This window comes from Bacillus sp. EB106-04-04-XG123, assembly GCF_058791855.1.
The window spans coordinates 278540-298192 of the sequence record NZ_JBYTDZ010000004.1; the positions used below are offsets into that span (position 1 = coordinate 278540).

20 protein-coding genes are annotated in these 19653 nt (G+C 43.2%); 13 read left to right on the forward strand and 7 right to left on the reverse strand.

Annotated features, from left to right (window positions below):
* Positions 1-14: 14 nt before the first annotated feature.
* Positions 15-326 (forward strand): ArsR/SmtB family transcription factor, encoded by a 312-nt coding sequence (locus AC3WTB_RS14190; protein WP_039182979.1) that lies wholly within the window; start codon positions 15-17, stop codon positions 324-326.
* Between the two features lie 31 nt (positions 327-357).
* Here AC3WTB_RS14190 and gabR read toward each other — a convergent pair whose 3' ends face one another.
* Positions 358-1782, reverse strand: a complete 1425-nt coding sequence (gabR, locus tag AC3WTB_RS14195) for a MocR-like transcriptional regulator GabR (protein WP_064498680.1) — start codon at positions 1780-1782, stop codon at positions 358-360.
* 109 nt (positions 1783-1891) lie between these two features.
* Between gabR and gabT the strand changes: the two genes are divergently transcribed.
* The 3 genes from gabT to AC3WTB_RS14210 are packed head-to-tail and all read left to right on the forward strand — an operon-like array spanning position 1892 to position 5987.
* On the forward strand, positions 1892-3208 hold the full coding sequence (gene gabT, locus AC3WTB_RS14200) for a 4-aminobutyrate--2-oxoglutarate transaminase (protein ID WP_492333876.1): 1317 nt from the start codon (positions 1892-1894) through the stop codon (positions 3206-3208).
* A 21-nt stretch (positions 3209-3229) separates the two neighbouring features.
* Positions 3230-4618, forward strand: a complete 1389-nt coding sequence (locus AC3WTB_RS14205) for an APC family permease (protein ID WP_047202688.1) — start codon at positions 3230-3232, stop codon at positions 4616-4618.
* Positions 4593-5987 (forward strand): NAD-dependent succinate-semialdehyde dehydrogenase, encoded by a 1395-nt coding sequence (locus AC3WTB_RS14210; RefSeq protein ID WP_492333877.1) that lies wholly within the window; start codon positions 4593-4595, stop codon positions 5985-5987. Before AC3WTB_RS14205 ends, AC3WTB_RS14210 begins: the two co-directional genes overlap by 26 nt.
* A gap of 44 nt (positions 5988-6031) precedes the next feature.
* Here the strand turns inward: AC3WTB_RS14210 and AC3WTB_RS14215 are convergent, their stop codons facing one another.
* The 3 genes from AC3WTB_RS14215 to AC3WTB_RS14225 all read right to left on the reverse strand — a co-directional run bounded on the left by AC3WTB_RS14215 (position 6032) and on the right by AC3WTB_RS14225 (position 9085).
* Complete coding sequence (locus AC3WTB_RS14215) at positions 6032-6628, reverse strand: NAD(P)H-dependent oxidoreductase (RefSeq protein ID WP_039176546.1); 597 nt, start codon at positions 6626-6628, stop codon at positions 6032-6034.
* A 191-nt stretch (positions 6629-6819) separates the two neighbouring features.
* Positions 6820-7434, reverse strand: coding sequence for a YcnI family copper-binding membrane protein (locus AC3WTB_RS14220; protein ID WP_099662914.1), 615 nt, complete (start codon positions 7432-7434; stop codon positions 6820-6822).
* Positions 7435-7450: 16 nt separating this feature from the next.
* Entirely contained in the window at positions 7451-9085 is a 1635-nt protein-coding gene (locus AC3WTB_RS14225; RefSeq protein WP_369879129.1) for a copper resistance CopC/CopD family protein, read from the reverse strand.
* A gap of 507 nt (positions 9086-9592) precedes the next feature.
* Here AC3WTB_RS14225 and AC3WTB_RS14230 point away from each other — a divergent pair.
* The 5 genes from AC3WTB_RS14230 (at position 9593) to AC3WTB_RS14250 (ending at position 15144) form a co-directional block, all read left to right on the forward strand.
* Positions 9593-11035, forward strand: coding sequence for a PTS mannitol transporter subunit IIBC (locus tag AC3WTB_RS14230; protein ID WP_039176553.1), 1443 nt, complete (start codon positions 9593-9595; stop codon positions 11033-11035).
* 93 nt (positions 11036-11128) lie between these two features.
* Positions 11129-11563: a PTS mannitol transporter subunit IIA gene (locus tag AC3WTB_RS14235; protein ID WP_039176556.1), complete on the forward strand. Its 435-nt coding sequence runs from the start codon at positions 11129-11131 to the stop codon at positions 11561-11563.
* A gap of 1 nt (position 11564) precedes the next feature.
* Positions 11565-12686, forward strand: a complete 1122-nt coding sequence (locus AC3WTB_RS14240; protein WP_492333878.1) for a mannitol-1-phosphate 5-dehydrogenase — start codon at positions 11565-11567, stop codon at positions 12684-12686.
* A 101-nt stretch (positions 12687-12787) separates the two neighbouring features.
* Positions 12788-14536, forward strand: coding sequence for a methyl-accepting chemotaxis protein (locus AC3WTB_RS14245; protein WP_492333879.1), 1749 nt, complete (start codon positions 12788-12790; stop codon positions 14534-14536).
* Between the two features lie 215 nt (positions 14537-14751).
* A complete protein-coding gene (locus AC3WTB_RS14250; protein ID WP_126682215.1) occupies positions 14752-15144 on the forward strand; it encodes a RidA family protein in 393 nt (130 codons plus the stop codon).
* Between the two features lie 31 nt (positions 15145-15175).
* Here the strand turns inward: AC3WTB_RS14250 and AC3WTB_RS14255 are convergent, their stop codons facing one another.
* From AC3WTB_RS14255 to AC3WTB_RS14265, 3 genes are read right to left on the reverse strand one after another with little or no spacing between them, the layout of a single operon-like run.
* Positions 15176-15409 (reverse strand): DUF2651 family protein, encoded by a 234-nt coding sequence (locus AC3WTB_RS14255; protein WP_039176568.1) that lies wholly within the window; start codon positions 15407-15409, stop codon positions 15176-15178.
* A gap of 25 nt (positions 15410-15434) precedes the next feature.
* The gene (locus AC3WTB_RS14260) at positions 15435-15728 is read right to left on the reverse strand and encodes a DUF5316 family protein (protein WP_492333880.1); all 294 of its coding nucleotides are present in this window, start codon (positions 15726-15728) and stop codon (positions 15435-15437) included.
* A 25-nt stretch (positions 15729-15753) separates the two neighbouring features.
* Positions 15754-16131, reverse strand: a complete 378-nt coding sequence (locus AC3WTB_RS14265) for a VOC family protein (RefSeq protein ID WP_041089114.1) — start codon at positions 16129-16131, stop codon at positions 15754-15756.
* A gap of 184 nt (positions 16132-16315) precedes the next feature.
* Here AC3WTB_RS14265 and AC3WTB_RS14270 point away from each other — a divergent pair, with 184 nt between their 5' ends.
* The 4 genes from AC3WTB_RS14270 (at position 16316) to AC3WTB_RS14285 (ending at position 19652) form a co-directional block, all read left to right on the forward strand.
* The gene (locus AC3WTB_RS14270; protein ID WP_492333881.1) at positions 16316-16585 is read left to right on the forward strand and encodes an excalibur calcium-binding domain-containing protein; all 270 of its coding nucleotides are present in this window, start codon (positions 16316-16318) and stop codon (positions 16583-16585) included.
* A 127-nt stretch (positions 16586-16712) separates the two neighbouring features.
* On the forward strand, positions 16713-17468 hold the full coding sequence (locus tag AC3WTB_RS14275; RefSeq protein ID WP_024425552.1) for a Cof-type HAD-IIB family hydrolase: 756 nt from the start codon (positions 16713-16715) through the stop codon (positions 17466-17468).
* 181 nt (positions 17469-17649) lie between these two features.
* Positions 17650-18408 carry a LamB/YcsF family protein gene (locus tag AC3WTB_RS14280; RefSeq protein WP_492333882.1) on the forward strand — a complete coding sequence of 253 codons (759 nt, stop codon included), beginning with the start codon at positions 17650-17652 and terminating at the stop codon, positions 18406-18408.
* 26 nt (positions 18409-18434) lie between these two features.
* Positions 18435-19652 (forward strand): NRAMP family divalent metal transporter, encoded by a 1218-nt coding sequence (locus tag AC3WTB_RS14285; RefSeq protein WP_492333883.1) that lies wholly within the window; start codon positions 18435-18437, stop codon positions 19650-19652.
* The last annotated feature ends 1 nt before the right edge of the window (position 19653 follow it).

The window sequence follows — 19653 nt, forward strand, 5'->3', positions numbered from 1 at the left end:
GATACATTTATCGTATGACGAATCCAAACCATCCAAACAAAGAAGATATGAGACTGATTTCTGTGCTGCACGCATTGGCTGATCCAATCCGCTTAGAAATTGTCCGCTGCTTGGCAGAAGCGGGGGAGAGGACATGCGGCACGTATGAGATGAATATTGCCAAATCCACGCTTTCCCATCACTTCAAAGTGCTGAGGGAGGCAGGCGTCGTGAAAGTGAGAATTGACGGGAAGCACCGTTACTATTCTTTAAGAAAAGAAGACATCGAGACCGCTTTTCCTGGACTCATGTCATCGATTCTAGCTGTAGATAAAAAGCGGTGGTAAGCCAGCTGTCTATAAAGAGCAGCTGGCTGTTTTATTTCCCGAAAATGGCATCATACAGCCGTTTCACTGCCGGCTGAATATCCTCTCGCCTCATATGCGAAAAGCCGAGGACGAGCGGGATAAAGCCTGGCTGATGCCCCGGCAATTGCTCATCAAGGGTAAACCGATCCATTCCGTACATTTTCAGCTTCCTTTCTTTCGCTCGCTGTAAAATCTCATGCTGCGTCCGATTTGAACGGAACTCTGCGATAAAATGAAGCCCGGCATTTTCACCAATAATCCGCACATTGTCAGCAAAAACCATATTGAGCTCTTCAATGAGCTGCTTCCGTTTTTCCTCATATAAACCATTCATTCGTTTAATATGCCGTTGATACGCCCCATCTTTTATAAAATGAAGAAGGGTGTATTGTGTAAAAAGATTAGCAGTTTGAATGAAAAAATGCTGTTCTTCTTTATAGCGTCTCAATAAATGCTGAGGCAGCACCATATAGCTTAGCCGCAAGCCCGGCAACAATGATTTTGAAAAGGTGCCCATATAAATGACTTTGTCATATCGATCGAGACTTTGCAGCGCTGGAATGCTGTCTGTGCCATATTTAAATTCACTGTCATAATCATCCTCAATGATATAACGATCTGGTTGATCAGCTGCCCAGTTTAACAGCTGAATGCGCCGGGAAATCGGCATAATCACCCCTGTTGGAAATTGATGTGAAGGGGTGATGATCAACACATTCGGCTGTTTCTTATAAATGTCGTTCATCCGCACACCTTTTTGATCAATGCCAATCGTTTCAATTTGATGATGATTGTTTTTCAGCATTTGATAGAGCCGGCGGTAGCCAGGGTTTTCTAGCCCGTATACTTGATCGGCTGGAAGAATGCTTGATAACGAATGGATCAGTGACTGTGTGCCTGCACTTAAAATGAGCTGTTCTGGATAGCATTTGACTCCTCTCGCAAGTCCGATCAGCCGGGCAATCGTTTCCCTGAGCTCATACACACCTTGTGGATGCGGAAGCTCACCGAAGGCATCTTGGTGGAGATGGATCGCCTTTTGTTCGCTTTTTAGCCAGCTTTTAAATGGGAAGTTCGCTGTATCGACGGAGATATGTGAAAAAGAATACCAGTCGTCTCGTGCAATCGGTTCTTCCTTTAAATCTACAGGAAGAGAAGAGGGTTTTAGCTGACCAGATTCATGAAACGTTTCTAGTGACTCCACGAAAAAACCTTTGCGCTCAACCGAGTATAAATACCCCTCGGCAAGCAGCTGCTGATAGGCGCCATTCACTGAATTAACGCTGACGTTTAATGTATCGGCTAACTCTCGTTTGGACGGTAATTGATCGTGTGGCTGCAAGTTGCGATTTAAGATTTCTTCTTTGATTTTCATATAAATTTGATGATAAATATATCCGTTTTGCCCTGTTTGATCTAGTTGAATTGTCAGCATCTCACCATTCCATCCTCTCTGGTACCATGAAAAAAATGATATTGGTACTTTCTATCATACCAAAAAATATTCAGAATAATAAAAAAGGATATAAAGGGGATGGATGACAATGAGTCAAACGACAACAAACCGTTTTTCAACTGAAGAATGGCAGGGGAAAAGAGATCAATACGTCGCAAGAGGCGTGAGTAATGGCAACCGTCATCTTGCAGCGAAGGGGAAAGGAGCCGAGCTGTTCGATATTGATGGGAAGCGATTTATCGATTTTGCAGGCGCCATTGGCACATTAAACGTAGGACATTCACATCCAAAGGTGGTTGAAGCGGTCAAAGCTCAGGCAGAGAGCCTGATTCATCCAGGTTTTAACGTGATGATGTACGAATCGTATATCGAATTGGCAGAGAAGCTTTGCCGCCTCACACCAGGAGACCATGATAAGAAAACCATTTTCCTTAATTCAGGTGCAGAAGCTGTTGAAAATGCCGTGAAAATTGCCCGTAAATATACGAAAAGACAGGGCGTTGTGTCGTTTACAAGAGGTTTTCACGGCAGAACGAATATGACAATGAGCATGACGAGCAAGGTCAAGCCATATAAATTTGGCTTCGGACCATTCGCATCTGAGGTGTACCAAGCACCGTACCCTTATTACTATCAAAAGCCTGAAGGATTAAGTGATGCCGCATACGACGAGTACATCATTGATCAATTCAATCAATTCTTCGTCGCAGCCGTTGCACCAGAAACCGTTGCTTGTGTGGTCATGGAACCAGTCCAAGGGGAGGGCGGATTCATTGTACCATCGAAGCGTTTCGTTCAGCATGTTGCATCATTCTGTCAGCAGCACGGGATTGTCTTTGTTGCAGATGAAATCCAAACCGGTTTTGCGAGAACAGGGAAATACTTTGCGATTGAGCACTTTGATGTGGTGCCGGACTTAATTACTGTGTCAAAATCTCTTGCAGCTGGCTTACCGCTGAGTGGTGTCGTTGGCAGAAAAGAACTGCTTGATGCGGCAGATCCAGGGGAGCTCGGGGGAACATATGCAGGAAGTCCGTTAGGCTGTGTAGCAGCAATGGCTGTTCTTGATATCATTGAAACTGAACAATTGAATCAACGATCTGAACACATTGGACAAGTCATTGAGGACAAAGCCAATGAATGGAGAACAGCGTATCCATTCATTGGGGAAGTACGTCGATTAGGGGCAATGGCGGCGATTGAAATTGTGGAAGATCAAACAACACGTACACCGGATAAGAAAACAGCCGCAGCGATTGCAGCATATGCAAACGATCACGGGCTGCTTCTATTAACGGCAGGGATTAATGGGAATATTATTCGCTTTTTAACACCACTTGTCATCACAGATGAGCTGCTTCACGAGGGACTAGGGATCATCGAGGAAGCCTTCAAAGCACGCTAAACAACAAAGGGGGATGGTTGTATGCAAAAACAACAAATGGCAAAAACGATGTCGCAGTCAGACGTGCTGTTTTTGTCCATTGGTGCAATGCTTGGCTGGGGCTGGGTTGTACTTTCGGGAGATTGGATTTTAACAGCTGGCTTTTTAGGCAGTGTGATTGCCTTTGTGATAGGAGGCATTCTCGTGATCTTTATTGGACTCACGTATGCCGAGCTTTCATCTGCGATTCCAGAGACAGGCGGAGGGCTCGTCTTTGTCCAACGGGCATTTGGGATGAAAGCAGCGTTCGTCTCAGCATGGGGCGTATTGTTTGGTTATGTGTCTGTGATTACGTTTGAAGCTGTCGCCTTGCCGACCGTCATTGATTATGTGATTCCAACACAGCATGTTGGCTTCTTATGGAATATAGGGGGATGGGACGTTTATTTCACGTGGGTATTGATTGGATCTGGCGGTGCATTGTTTTTAACAGCGCTGAATTACATTGGGGCGAAGCCTGCTGCCATTTTTCAATCCGTGTTCACAGTGGCGATTATTCTGACAGGTTTTCTCCTTTTAGGCGGCGCAACATTTAATGGAGATTTTGCAAACCTTGAGCCGATGTTTCAAGGCGGGGTTGGCGGTCTCATGGCGGTATTAGTCATGATTCCCTTTTTATTCGTTGGGTTTGATGTCATTCCACAAGTAGCAGCGGAAATTCATGCACCAAAGAAAATCATTGGGAGAATCTTGATTATTTCTATCGTAAGCGCGGTCGTTTTTTATCTGCTTATTGTCTTTGGGGTAGCTGCTGGAATGTCAAAAGGACAGCTTGAAGCCTCTTCATTAGCGACAGCAGATGCCATGGTTCAGCTTCTCGGTCATCAAGCATTTGGAACAGTGCTGGTTATTGGCGGTGTAGCAGGGATTGTGACAAGCTGGAACGCTTTTATCATCGGGGCAAGCCGTATCCTATATGCCATGGCGGAAAGAGGCATGATTTCCAAATGGTTTGCGTATATTCATCCAAAGTATAAAACACCGACAAATGCGATTTTGTTTCTTGGGGCATTGGCCTTTTTTGCTCCATTATTAGGCCGTCCTGCCCTCGTGTGGATTGTGAATGCGGGCGGTGTCGGAATCATCGTTGGGTACTTAATTGTATCCATCGCCTTTATGAGACTTCGCAAAATAGAACCCGAGCTTGAGCGTCCATACCGCATTAAATATTGGCGAACGACAGGCGTTCTAGCCATTGGACTGAGTCTTCTTTTTCTTTCATTTTACTTTCCAGGAATGCCGGCCTCCTTATCATGGCCAGCTGAATGGATTTTGCTTTTAGGTTGGGTACTCATTGGGTATATACTATATGTAATGAATCCAAGAACGAAGGAGACGGTAGAGCATGACAAACGAACTCAAAGTGTATAATCCTGCAACAGGAGAAGAAATTGCTTCAGTTGCTCAGCATACAAACGAACAGATCGAAGACGCAATTTCCCGCTCACACAAAGCATTCAAAGCATGGGCCAAAACGTCAGCGCATGAACGTGCCAATATCATTCGCAAGTGGTTTGATCTGATGATTGAACATAAAGAAAGGCTTGCGAAAATCATTACAGAAGAAAACGGGAAGCCGTATCAAGAAGCATTAGGGGAAATCGTCTATGCGGCTGGTTATATTGAATGGTACGCGGAGGAAGCAAAGCGAATCTACGGAAGAACCATCCCATCACATACGACAAGCAAACGCCTTTTCGTCACAAAACAGCCAGTTGGTCCTGTTGCTGCCATTACTCCGTGGAATTTCCCTGCGGCGATGATTACGAGAAAGGCAGCCCCAGCGCTTGCAGCAGGCTGTACGTTTATTGTAAAACCTGCTGAAGACACACCGCTGACAGCCATTGAACTAGTGAAATTAGGTCATGAAGCTGGTATTCCAGAGGATGCATTGCAATGGGTTGTCGGAGATGGCAAAGAAGTGGGTGAAATCTTCACAGATAGTCCATTGATTCGAAAAATCACGTTTACAGGCTCAACACCCGTCGGAAAGCATTTGATCAAAAACAGTGCGAGTACAGTGAAGCATGTATCAATGGAGCTTGGCGGCCATGCCCCGCTTATCGTAGACAAGGACGCAAATCTTGAACTAGCTGTCAAACAAGCAGTGGCGTCTAAGTTCCGTAATGCAGGACAAACTTGCGTCTGTGCCAACCGCTTAATTGTACATGAAGACATTCATGAAGCATTTGCGCAAAGGTTCAGCAAAGAAGTAGAAAAGCTGAAAGTGGGAAATGGCTTTGAAGAAGGCACATCTATCGGTCCAATTATCAACAAGCGCGGCTTTGATAAAATTGTCGGCCAAATCCAAGATGCAGTGGATAAAGGGGCGAAAGTTCTTGTTGGCGGCGATACGCATTTCGACGATGACAAATCATATTATTTTGTCCAGCCAACGGTTCTTACACATGTGGACCCTTCGATGAACATCATGCATGAAGAGACCTTTGGTCCAGTGGCACCGATTACGATATTCCAAACGTTAGATGAGGCAATTGAATTAGCCAACGATACACCTTTTGGCCTTGCAGCTTATTTCTTTACAGAAAATTATCGGAACGGGCTCTACATTTCCGAACATCTCGATTATGGAATTATTGGCTGGAATGATGGCGGTCCATCAGCTGTCCAAGCACCGTTCGGCGGTATGAAAGAGAGCGGAATAGGGCGAGAAGGTGGAATCGAAGGAATCGAACCATATTTAGAAACAAAATATGTATCTATTGGTTTAGACGAATAAACGTGAAAAAGACTGTCTGAGGAATCTCAGCAGTCTTTTTTATGTTATACAGCCGGCGGGAAAAGCTGGTCCACCGTTTCTTTCGTTTCTTTCAGAATTTCATGTATGTAATCTGCAGATGCCTGTTCCATACTGCTGAACAAAAGCCGTTCGACAGGCTGAACCCCAATAAGATTAAAGACTTCTGTATCCGTTGTCATGTGATGAGAGGAGGAGAAGCTCATATTGGAATCAAGAAAATTCCTCGGGGCATCGTGCGTGTTGATAATGACCCCTTTTTTGTGCCGAAGTAAATTTTCAATCACTCCATGCTCATTCTTCTGATAAGCAAAGCCCTCAGAAAAGACGCGCTCTACATAGCCCTTTAGCATAGCTGGCAAGCCTGTCCACCATATTGGAAAAATAAACGTCAGCACATCCGCTTGCTGAATCAGCTTCTGCTCTCTTTGAATGTCGATCGGGACATCACCGCATTTGATCGCAGCCTTTTCTGCAATGGTGAGCTCTGGCGAAAAACCTAGGGCATAGACATCACGAACAGTCACTTTATGACCATTGTTCAATAGAGTGCTCACAACAAGATCTAATAAGGTTTGATTTAAGCTTTGCTGGGGATGAGCAAAAATGATTACATGGTTCATCTCATAGCCTCCTATGTGGTCATCTGTCTCATTATGGCATGTGGATTTATCCTATTCAATCCTATATTGGTAATAACAAGTTGGGAAAATGGAAAATAATTGATTTTTCATAAAAGTAAACAGTGAGATTTGTACATGTGTAAAGGAAGAAAAAGCGATCGTTTCTAAGAAAACGATCGCTCATACAGCTTTTATTTTTTTCTAAAAGCAAGTCCAAGTGCAATCAGTGCCACGACTAGAGCAGCAATGGACAGACCAAGGACAAGTGGTGAGGAAGAAGCAGAGGCTTTTTCAGAGGCCTTCTCTTCTTTTGGTTTTTCTTGACCATGTGAATCCGTTACGGTATTAGATGCCACAATGTTTGTGATGGAATGAGGTTTATCAGCATCTTTATCGCCAGTCCATTCAACGACCGTTCCATCCTTATAATATTGATACGCATCCCATGCAGCTTCACCAGCTTTTTCAGGGTTTTTCGCTACAAAAACGAATTGCTGGAATTGTCCAGCAAGCACACCTTTACCTGTTGCTTCCCAAGTCACTCTTGTCACCTTGCCATCTTTCTCTTCAGTTGACGTTTTCCAGCCAGGTACTGGCTCATATTGCTGGAATTCTACGCCTTTAGGAATTTTCACGACAACCTTAGTCGTTGGACTGTCACTTTCAGAAGGAACCTTTAATGTATAGGTCTCCCAAGCATTTGTCGCAGATGTATCAGGCTTGACTGTTACGTGCGCACTCACAGGAATCGCCAATATAAATGAAGCGAGAAGCATTGGTAATAAAGCTTTAACGTATTTTTTCATATGTGATGAACTCCTTTTAGTTTCTTCTTATAAAGGTGGTATCGATATTCTCAAAAGAACCAGTTAACGCATGGATTTCAATTTTCCATGTGCCTTTTTCATTTAATAAGAGATTTTCAGCAGAGAAATGACCATTTTTTAATCGTTTCAGCTGAAATTCACTTGGTGTCTCATCACCGAATAAAGCCACCTTATGAATCTTGGCTGTCACAGATTGAATATCAGTGATCGTTTCGCCATTCTTCTTTGTAAATGCCACCTCGAATGAGTTTTTCCCCGGGGCATTCGGGGTAATGCTCAAGGACACAATGTCACGATGCTCGACCTGATTGGCGCCAAAGAAAGGCTCAGGTGCAGGCGGAGGAGGGCTCGGAATATTAGTAAAGACAGCCGTTAATAACAAAATGGCGATCCCGATCATCCATTCAGCTCGTAAGGAAACGCTGCGTTTCTGCTTTTTTTCCCATCTCAGCATCAAGTAATGCATAAGTCCAAGCAGGCCCATGATGATAAATAAACCAAGCTTGATTAAAAAGGTGCGTCCGTATGCTGATTGGAAAAGAGCGTCAAACGATTGCAAAATAAAGATGGCATTCACAAATCCTGAAAACACAATAAGTCCAACAGAGAGCAGTGCCCAAGGATGAAATGCTGCGAGCGTATTCCGTATGAGCGGCTCATCTTCATTTGGCAGTTTTTTCATCAAAAGAAGGATAATGGCTGTTAAACCACCGATCCAAATCGAAGCAGAGACGAGATGGATGAAATCAAGTGATGTTGTGAGTATTTTATTGTCTGTTGCGGCTGGATGTCCGATTTGTGCTTTCAGCCAAAGCAGCACTGTGAAGAGAAGCAGTGGAAACAGCCAAACACGAAAAGAAGAGAAGTCCCCTTTTCTCATCGCCACAATTGTCCAGATGGTGAGAAGTACAAATGACGCCATAAGCATCATCCACAGACTACCGCCAGAAGTGGACGCAATCGTTTCTTGTAAAAGCGAAGGCTGAAATGCCCCAAAAAAGGACACGTCTGCCGCTGACTTTGTCTGAATCGGCAGCTGGAACACAAGTGCTCCGCCCATCATGATTAATGACAATGTCAAAATCCGCTTCATTCGTTTCGCCAATACAGGTGAAATCGCAGTCTTAAACCAAAGCAGTCCAAACAAAATGGTGCCAAGGAATAAGCTGAATGACGTATAAAGAAAGGCTTTATCAATAGTTGATGCCACATCAATAGATTCATCCGTTTGACCTTGCTCTAATTGGTCAAAGCCGCCAGCCGCTTTTCCAATACTAAACGGAATCATGCCAGAGACGGAGTGTCCGTCCGCTGATACCGCATTCCACTGAATGGTGTAAATCCCTTTAGGTAAATTCTTTTTTAAAGCCGCTTCCATGATCTTTTGATCTTTAATGACCGTATCTCCTTTATCCACACGATCACCTTTTGCATTTAGCACCTTAATGGCATGAAACCCGCTCTCAATTCCTTCACTAAATGTGATCGAGACTGAAGGAGGCTGCTGATCCAGCTCTTCATTTGCGGCTGGGTTCGAGCTCACGACATATGCATGAGCAAATGCTTCCTTTGGAATGAAAAAAGCGAACATGACCATAAGAAGCAGAAGCCACTGACTATTTTTAAACAAAGTGAATAACCGCCTTTCTACCTATGAAAATGTCTCATGTATCAGAAAGAAAGCGGCAGTAAACTGTGAGTCACAGAAAAAACCGCTCCTTCTATTGTACCGCCCTCTCTAAAAGGTAAACGAAACAAATAGCAAGATGGTTCACTTTTTCTGTGTCATGTCTGCGCAGACATTTCTTAATTGAATAGGTTTGATCAATTATAAGCCTATTCGATTTAAGAAGAGGAAACAAGAAGTGACCATTTGAAAGTTGTGAAATTCCCATGAATTTTGCGTGAAAACAACGGCATATCAAGCTTTCCACCCATTATATGTTGAGATCTGACAGAGAATTCACATCATTTTTCAATTTTGTCACACACGATGTGACAAAGTGACATTTAGTTTCAATTGATGAGAAAGTGAAAGCGTTTTACGATAGGCATAAGGGCTTCACTGAATCTTGTTCTTATATCTTTTGACCTATAAAGCCCTAAATAAAGGGAGAGAAGAAAGGAGTTTTCATAGATGCAGGAAAAAAGCGGATTTCGCGTAAAAGTACAGCGCTTTGGAAGCTATTTAAGCGGTATGATCATGCCGAATATTGGAGCGTTTATCGCTTGGGGACTCATCACTGCATTGTTCATTCCAAGTGGTTATTTTCCAAATGAACAATTAAATACACTTGTTGGTCCAATGATCAACTACTTGCTGCCGCTCTTAATCGGTTACACAGGCGGGAAGCTCGTATATGACCATCGAGGCGGGGTACTCGGTGCAACCGCTACGATCGGGGTTATTGTCGGTTCGGACATCCCAATGTTTTTAGGTGCGATGATCATGGGACCGCTTGGCGGGTATCTCATTAAGAAAATCGACCAGCTGTTTAAAGACCGAATCAGATCAGGTTTTGAAATGCTGATTAATAATTTTAGTGCAGGTATTCTAGGTGCCATTTTAGTCGCCATTGCTTTCTACGCCATCGGCCCAGTGGTACTAGGTCTGAATAAAGCCCTTGCGGCAGGTGTAGATATCATTGTCAATGCACATTTACTTCCGCTGGCAAGTATCTTCATTGAACCAGCAAAAGTATTGTTCTTAAACAATGCGATTAACCAAGGAATTTTAGGTCCATTAGGGGTGGAGCAAGCGGCGAAGACAGGCCAGTCCGTTCTGTTCTTGCTTGAAACTAACCCAGGACCAGGTCTCGGTGTCCTTCTGGCCTACATGTTCTTTGGAAGAGGGACAGCAAAGCAGTCTGCACCGGGTGCGATTGTCATTCAATTCTTAGGGGGAATCCATGAGATTTACTTCCCATACATCTTAATGAAGCCAAAGCTCATTTTAGCGGTAATTGCTGGGGGAGCAAGCGGCGTTCTAACTTTTACACTGTTAAATGCAGGCTTAAAGGCTGTGCCGTCACCAGGAAGCATCATCGCTCTTATGCTCATGTCACCAAAAGGCGGCCACCTTGCCGTTCTAGCAGGTGTTGTCGTGGCAGCGGTCGTATCATTCCTTGTCGCTTCTGTCATTTTGAAAGCGTCTAAAGCAGTGGATGAAGACTTAACAGCAGCAACAGAAAAAATGCAAGACATGAAAGGCAAGAAAAGTGCAGCAGCAGCTGCTCTTACAGCACAAAAAGAAGGTGCTGAAGCAAGCGAGCAAGCAGCATCTCCAGATGAGATCAATCCAGATGACGTGAACAAAATCATCTTTGCCTGTGATGCAGGAATGGGATCAAGTGCGATGGGCGCATCCGTTTTAAAGAATAAAGTCAAAAAGGCAGAGCTTGATATTGATGTGACAAATACATCCATCAGCAACATTCCAGATGATGCCGATGTGGTCTTTACTCATAAAGATTTAACAGATAGAGCGAAGGCAAAACTGCCAGGAGCTGTGCATATTTCAGTTGATAATTTCTTAAACAGTCCGAAATACGATGAGCTGATTGAGAAATTGAAAAAATAACATGACGAAACGGGTTGAGTCCAATTTTTCTAATTGAACTCCCCGTTTTGGTTGTTTTCTGATTTTCATTCTAAAAAAGGTGTGTGATCTTTCATGAAACAAGTACTTTCAAAAGACAATATTTTTCTAAACGAACAAGCGGGCTCTAAAGAAGAAGCCATTAAAAAAGCAGGCGAAGTCTTAGTGGCAAACGGTTATGTCACAAGTGATTATGTGGACAAAATGTTTGAAAGAGAAAATATTTCTTCTACATTTATGGGCAACGGAATTGCCATTCCTCATGGAACAGAGGATGCGAAAGCGGCTGTCCTTCATTCAGGGATTTCCATTATCCAAATTCCAGACGGCGTTGAATACGGCGAGGGGAATATTGCTAAAGTTGTATTTGGCATCGCTGGTAAAAACAATGAGCATCTCGATATTCTTTCTCAAATTGCGATTGTCTGTTCAGAAGAAGAAAACGTAGAGCGTATCCTTCATGCAAAGGATCAGGATGAACTGATCGCCATCTTTAACGAGGTGAACTAACATGAAGGCACTTCATTTTGGAGCAGGAAATATTGGCAGAGGGTTTATCGGATCTTTGTTAAAAGCATCAGGATTTGAGCTCGTTTTTACCGATGTAAATGAAGCGGTCATCAACGAGCTGAATGAAAAAGGAGAATACACGGTTGAACTCGCAGCACCAGGGCAGCAGCAAGAAGTAGTCGGTCCTGTGTCAGCCATCAATTCCGCAAAAGATCCAGCTGCTTTAATAGAGGCGATTGCAACAGCTGATCTCGTTACAACAGCTGTTGGACCAGCCATTTTGAACATCATTGCTTCGTCGATTGCTGAAGGTTTAAAACAGAAAAAGCCTGATCATATCATCAACATTGTGGCATGTGAAAATATGATTGGCGGCAGCTCTCATTTAAAGAAAGCCGTTTTCTCTCATTTAACAGCTGATGAACAAGAAGCGCTGTCACACACAGTTGGTTTTCCAAACGCTGCGGTTGATCGCATTGTCCCAATTCAGCACCATGAGGACATATTGAAAGTATCAGTCGAGCCATTTTTCGAGTGGGTGATTGATGAGACAGGCTTTATTGGAGACGTTCCTCAAATTGACGGAGCGACCTTTGTACAAGATTTGACGCCATTTATTGAGCGTAAGCTCTTTACTGTCAACACAGGACATGCACTAGCTGCTTATGTCGGGTACGAGAAAGGTGTGCAAACGATTAAAGAAGCTGTCGATACACAAGAGATTCGTCAAGTGGTCGAAGGTGCACTTCACGAAACAGGCAGTTATTTAATCGACACATATGGCTTTCAAAAAGAAGAACATGATGCGTATATTCAAAAAATCATTAAACGATTTGAAAATGCTTTTATCTCTGATGAAGTCACGCGTGTCGCACGCTCTCCACTTAGAAAGCTCGGAGCAGATGACCGTTTAATCGGTCCAGCGAAAAAGATCAAACAGCCACAGTATTTAGTTAAAGGCATCGTGGCAGCTTTGGCTTACGACTTTACTGAAGATGAAGAAGCTGTTCGTCTGCAGGCATTACGAAAAGAAAAAGGCATTGAAGGTGTGCTGGAAGAGGTATGTGGACTCTCGCCAACAGACGATCTTTATCAAGCCATTCTTAAAGAAGCAACTCGATAATTTGAACATCCCTTTCCAACGTGCGAAAGGGATTTTCTTCTATGACTTTTTTTAATACTTTCCCCAGCTTGACGATATATAAAATAAGGGGGAATTTGTTTATGAAAAAGAAAGCGTTTGCGTCAAGAAGTGTCTTTTTTCAATTAATGTCTGCCATTATCGTGATCACGATTTTAACGGGCGGACTTGTTGGAACTACGGGATATTTGTTAGCGAAACATGTATTAATTGATGCAGGGAAAGCAGATTTAAAGCACATCGTCAGCGGAGCAATGGCCACACTTGAACAATTGAATGACCGTGTGGAGAAAAAAGAACTGACGCTTGAGCAGGCGCAAGAACAGGCCCGCCTTTACTTGAGCGGACCCAAAAATGACAACGGGAAGGGATACCAATCTCAAAAATCAGATTTTATCTATAAAAATAAAGGCTATCTGATCGCATATGGCACTGACTACTCAACCCAGGTCCATCCGGTCAACGACATCGGTGTCATTCCAGATAACACGACCAATCGTCAAAAAATGGTCGCTGGCGCCAATGCAAAAGATGAGGATGCACACTATGTGACCTATATGGATAAGGACGATGCAACCGGCGAAGAAAAGGAAAAGCTTGCCTATATGAGCCAGTTTACACCGTGGAATTGGAGTGTAGGCATCGCTGTCTTCCAGGACGAATTTTATAAAGAATTAGAGCAGATGAAGCTCTATATTATTCTCATTACAGCGGGTGTCGCCCTTCTGAGTTTAGGCGTCTTTTATTTAGCTGCCAGAGGAAAAGTCAGACTGCTCAAGCAAGTCACTGCTGCTTCAAAGGAAATTGCGGCGGGGAATATTGAACGCACGAGCTTAAAGGAAACAACGGATGAAATCGGACAGCTGGCAAAAGGCTTTAACCATATGTCAGGAGAGCTTAGAACACTGGTGAGCGGTTTACAGGATACGAGCAGTCAGCTTGTGGAATCAGCGACAGATTTATCGGCGATATCTGAAGAAACCTCAGCCAGCAGTGAAGAAATTGGACGAGCCATCGGAGACATTTCGACTGGAACACTTCATCAAGCATCTGATCTTGAAGTAGCCAATCAACAAATGACCCAGTTTAATCAATCTATTGAGAATGTGAAAGAACAGAGTGATCAAATTAAACGGATTTCCGACCAATCGAGTCAATCATCACAGCAGGGCCAGCAAATCGTACAGCAATTAAAACAATCGAATGAACAATCGATTCAGGCGTCTCAAGGCATTAGAGCAGGAATCGAGCAGTTAAGTACAAAAGTACAGGATATTTCTCAAATCACAGATACGATTGAAAGCATTTCAAATGAGACCAATTTACTGGCACTGAATGCCAGCATTGAAGCAGCACGTGCAGGAGAGCACGGCAAAGGCTTCTCAGTTGTGGCGAGTGAAGTGCGGAATTTAGCTGAGCAGACAAAACAATCAGCCGTTCAAATTCAGCAAATGATTCAAGGCATTAAAGAAGAAACGACAACAACAGCTGGTATCATGTCTAACACAATGGATCGTTTTGCCGAGCTGGATGAAGCGGTGCATGCAACAGAACACGAATTCAATGCCATCTCTACATTGATTTCACAAACCATCGTTGAAACAAACGCGATGGCAAAAGAGCTGAATACACTGCTGGAGCAAAACGACCTTATCACAAAAGCCATGCACGGCGCAGCACATGTTTCTCAAGAAAACGCAGCGGCGATCGAAGAAATCACTGCATCCACAGACGAACAAGTGACAGCCATCTCTAATGTGGCAAAAGCAGCAGAAAGACTCAATGAACTTAGCATGCGGTTGAATCAGGACATTGCGCGTTATCGTCTATAATTCATTTTGACTATGTGGTACTATGAAGTTAATCAAAACCTTGCTCACGCAAACAAAAGGAGTGTTTCAGTCATGAAAAAGAAGATATTGATGTTCTTACCTTGTGGCTATGGATACTCTACTGCTGTTTTCTTTGAAGGTAGATAGAAATTGGTGAAGTCTGTCTACAAAACGAAAAAACTAGCAGAAAAATAAACGTGAGTGAGGGACATAACATGGAAAAAATCACGAGAAAAAACCCAGAAAGTATGCCGAAACCTGTTGGTAACTACAGTCATATTACAAGGGTGCCAAAGGGTGCGGGATTATTTGTTACATCTGGTCAGGTAGGGACAGATATAGATGGGCAGATCCCATCAAGCTTAAACGACCAAGTAACGAATACGTTTGAAAATATCAAAAAAATCCTTAAATCAGAGGGATTGAATGAAGAACATGTGATCAAGGTCAATATATGGGCAACAGAAGAAATTGACTGGGACCATCTATATCCTCAGTGGGATACGATTTTCAAAACAGCTTACCCATCAATGACGGTTGCTTATGTATCAGCTTTAGGATGGCCTGAGCTAAAAATTGAAATTGAACTATGGTGTGCGGATATATGATTTAAAAAAAGAACAGCGATGCTGTTCTTTTTTACTTGAGCCGCTTTGTAATCCATCCAGCAAAGAATGTAAAGACGGTATAGACAATAACCCAAATGAGAAAAGATTCATTCCCGCCAATATAGGTGAACATGAAGATCATGCTCGCTAACAGCACAATCAAAGTAGGCATCCAAACATTCTTCAGAAGGAGCGTACCGAAAATACCAATCAGCACAGAGATAATGGGAAAGCCAAATACAATGAATAAAATAAAAACAGCCATACGACTAACTCCTTTTAACAAGTGTTTACATCAAAACATAAAAGACCGACGCAGCCATGTGTGGAAGTGCAAAAATGATCACAAGAAAAGCCGTATCAAGGCGCCACATGCGGTGTTCTTTTGTTTCAGAATGATAGGCTGCTCGTGTCTCTTCTCCACTTGTCCAAGCACCCATTAGCACCCCAGACATTACGACCCCAATAATTGAGATTCCGCCGCTGACAAACCCAATCCATTCAAGGTGTTGCAACAGGATAGCGGCACTGCAAATCACAATCATTGAGCAAACACCGACGAAAAAAACATGTTTTTTTCTCATTTTGGTTCACTCCCTTCAAAAACAATTAGGAGATCGCATCACATATTTCAATGAAATGACCATCAGGATCAGACACATAAGCGACTGTTTGACCCCATGGTTTTTTTGCGGGTTCCTTGATGATCGGAACCCCTTTATCTTTCATTGAAGCAATTGTTTGATCCACATCATCCACAACAAAGCCAATCTCAAACGTTTGAGACGCTTGATTTGCTTCTGGGACAGGCAATCCGAGGGCCTCTTTGACATCCTGGCGTGAATTAATCGATAACGTCACGTCTCCAGTGTCAAACTCAACATAAGATTCAACCCTCAATTTTATAGGGAAACCAAGAACATGTTGATAGAAATGAATACTTGCCTCAACATCGTTTACATATAGAATGGTATATTTCATTTTCATGTGAAAAACTCCTCTCTTCATATACGTGTCAAAAACGGAAAGGTTTCCCACTCATTGTACCATATAGGATATAAGGTGTATTTCATACCAAAAAAATCAAAATAATTAGCTCAATAGTCTTGAAAAACAAAAAGTGGTGACATATGATAAAAATGTAAAATTAGAAAAAATAGGGGGATTTTACATGTTGAAAAAAATCATGGTAGCTGTCTTGTCTTTAGGTCTTTTACTAAGCTTTACACAAGTCGACTCCTACACAGCAGATGCAAAAACGGTCAAGTCTTACAAAAACTGCAAAGCGCTGAACAAAGTATATAAAGGTGGCGTAGCAAAAAGTAAAAACACGAAAAACAAAGGCGGGAAAACAAAGTACAAGCCTTATGTATCAAAAGCACTTTATCAAAAAAATATGCGGCTTGACCGTGATAAAGACGGCATTGCATGTGAACGCTAAGCACCTATGGAAAGACCTGTCACAAGGTCTTTTTTCTATGGGATCAAACTCGTCCCTTTGTGCCAGCTTCATCTTTATATTAAAATAAAGATAGTTTCAAAAATCGATACAAAGTGGGGTACTCAATTTGTCAACACAAGCTCATAAGAAAGACATCCGATTGATTGCCATTGATATGGATGGCACGCTGTTAAACAGTGAGCACATCATTCCAGAGGAAAATAAACAAGCGATTAAAGAAGCTGAAGCAAAAGGGGTCCATGTGGTCATTAGCACAGGGCGGACATTGATGACATGCCGAGAGCTGGTTGAGCCGCTCAAGTTATCTTCTTACCTTGTGACAGCAAACGGAAGTGAGATCTGGGATTCAAACTTCCAGCTGATCGAACGAGATCTGCTGCATCCTGATCACGTCCAAATGATGTGGGATTTAAAAAATAGGTACGAAACCGATTACTGGGCTTCGACTGTGGATAAGGTGTGGAGAGGTGAATTTCCAGAACGAATTCATGACCATGAATGGCTGAAATTTGGCTTTGATATTCATGATGATGACGTTCGTGAGGAAGTCCTCAATACATTGAAAACAAATAAGCACTTAGAGATCACAAACTCAAGTCCAACGAATATCGAAGTCAATGCAGCCGGCATTAACAAAGCGGCAGCTCTTGCAAAAGTAGCAGAACGCATTGGCTGTACGATGGATAACGTCATGTCACTTGGCGACAGTCTCAATGATATGGCGATGATTCAAGAGGCCGGATTAGGCATTGCCATGGGAAATGCGCAGGAAGTGGTGAAAGAGGCCGCTGATTGGATTACAGCGCCTAATACAGAACATGGCGTTGCAAAAGCTATCCAACATTGGGTGCTGTCTAAATAGAATGCATTTCATACAAGAAAAAGTGAGAGGACTTTGCCTCTCGCTTTTTTTGTTTTCTCTAGTTCTATTGTTATGTTTTCTGCCAATTTCATGTGCAGTCTATGCAAAGTTGATATAATCAATATAAATTCGAATATTCGGACTTTGGATTCCGTATTTCGGAACAACAAGGAGGGGTTCTATGTATCAAGTGGATATCAACTGTGATTTGGGAGAAAGCTTTGGTCAATACACAATCGGTGCAGACGAACAAATCTTAGAATATGTCACCTCAGCCAACATTGCTTGCGGTTTTCATGCAGGAGATCCAACGGTTATGAGAAAGACAGTCAGAATGGCACTGGGTAAAGGGGTCAAAATTGGTGCACATCCTGGTTTGCAAGATTTGGCCGGCTTTGGCAGACGTCCAATGGCTATCTCCGCAGAGGAAGCCTATGATCTTGTCATCTATCAAATTGGTGCTCTATCAGCCTTTCTCAAGGCCGAGGGCGGCACAATGCAGCATGTCAAACCACACGGAGCCCTCTACAACATGGCGGCTAAAAATACTGACTTATCTGAATCAATTGCGAAGGCTGTGTATGATGTGGATCCAAACCTTGTGTTATTTGGTCTGTCAGGCAGTGAACTTGCGTTAGCAGGTGAACGGATAGGTCTGCAAGTGGCTCATGAAGTTTTTTCTGATCGGACGTATCAAACAGACGGGACGCTGACATCGCGCCGCGAACCACATGCACTCATTGAAGAGGATGAACGTGCCGTCCAACAGGTTGTTCGTATGGTGCGAGAAGGCAAGGTTCGTACAGTTCAAGGGGAAGATATCGAGCTCAAAGCAGATACGGTCTGCATTCACGGAGACGGCAGCCATGCGCTTCAATTTGCAAAAAACATTACAGCGAAGCTAAAAGAAGCCGGCATCCATCTCAAGGCCTTTCAATAAAAATCGTCATCAAAGGGGGAAACAGCATGAAAACAGAGAAAGTCAAACACACGAAGGCACCAAAGGGGAATCGGTCTATGCTGATGGGCGCAGCCTTTTTAATGGCGACGTCCGCGATTGGACCAGGATTTTTAACACAAACGACCGTCTTCACACAGCAGCTTGCGGCTAGCTTTGGATTTGTCATTTTGATCTCAATTTTATTAGATATTTTTGCACAAACAAATGTATGGCGCATCATTGCCGTGTCAGAAAAACGAGGTCAGGATATTGCAAATATGGTGCTCCCGGGTCTCGGGTATGTGCTCGCCTTTTTGATTGTCATTGGGGGACTTGCCTTTAACATCGGAAATATCGCTGGGGCTGGTCTTGGTTTTCAAGTGATCTTCGGTGTCGATCCGCGAATTGGCGCAGGGATCAGTGCTGTGATTGCCATTCTCATCTTTGTAATTAAAGAGGCTGGGAAAGCGATGGACCGTTTCACACAGGCAGCAGGCTTTGTCATGATTGGCCTGATGCTGTATGTGGCGATTTCAACAGCGCCGCCAATTGGAGAAGCGGCGGTGAGAACATTTGTCCCAGAGGAGATTGATATTTTATCCATTGTGACACTTGTGGGCGGAACGGTAGGCGGCTATATCGTCTTTGCTGGTGGGCATCGCTTGCTGGATGCAGGTATTAAGGGGAAGGAAGCCCTGCCGCAAGTGACGAAAAGCTCTATTTTCGGTGTCTTAATTACTTCTGTCATGCGTGTAGCACTCTTTCTTGCCACATTAGGAGTTGTTTCAAAAGGCTTGCAGATAGATCCATCCAACCCGCCTGCCTCTGTTTTTCAATTAGCTTCAGGAAATATCGGATATAAAATGTTCGGGATTATTATGTGGGCTGCGGCGATTACATCCGTCATTGGAGCAGCATACACATCTGTTTCTTTCTTCAAAACCTTCTCACCAAAAATTGAGCAAAACCAGCGTGGCATTATCATTGGTTTTATTGCTCTTTCAACCCTTTGTTTTATCACGATCGGAAGACCTGTGAACATCTTGATATTAGTTGGAGCGATCAATGCATTGATTTTGCCGCTCGCTCTTGGCACATTGCTTGTTGCGGCTTATAAGAAAGACATTGTCGGAAATTATCGCCATCCTTTCTTTTTGACAGTGTCTGGTGCATTTGTTGTGGTCATCATGGCGATAATGGGCGGTTATACCATCATCAATGAAATCCCGAAACTATGGAGCTGAT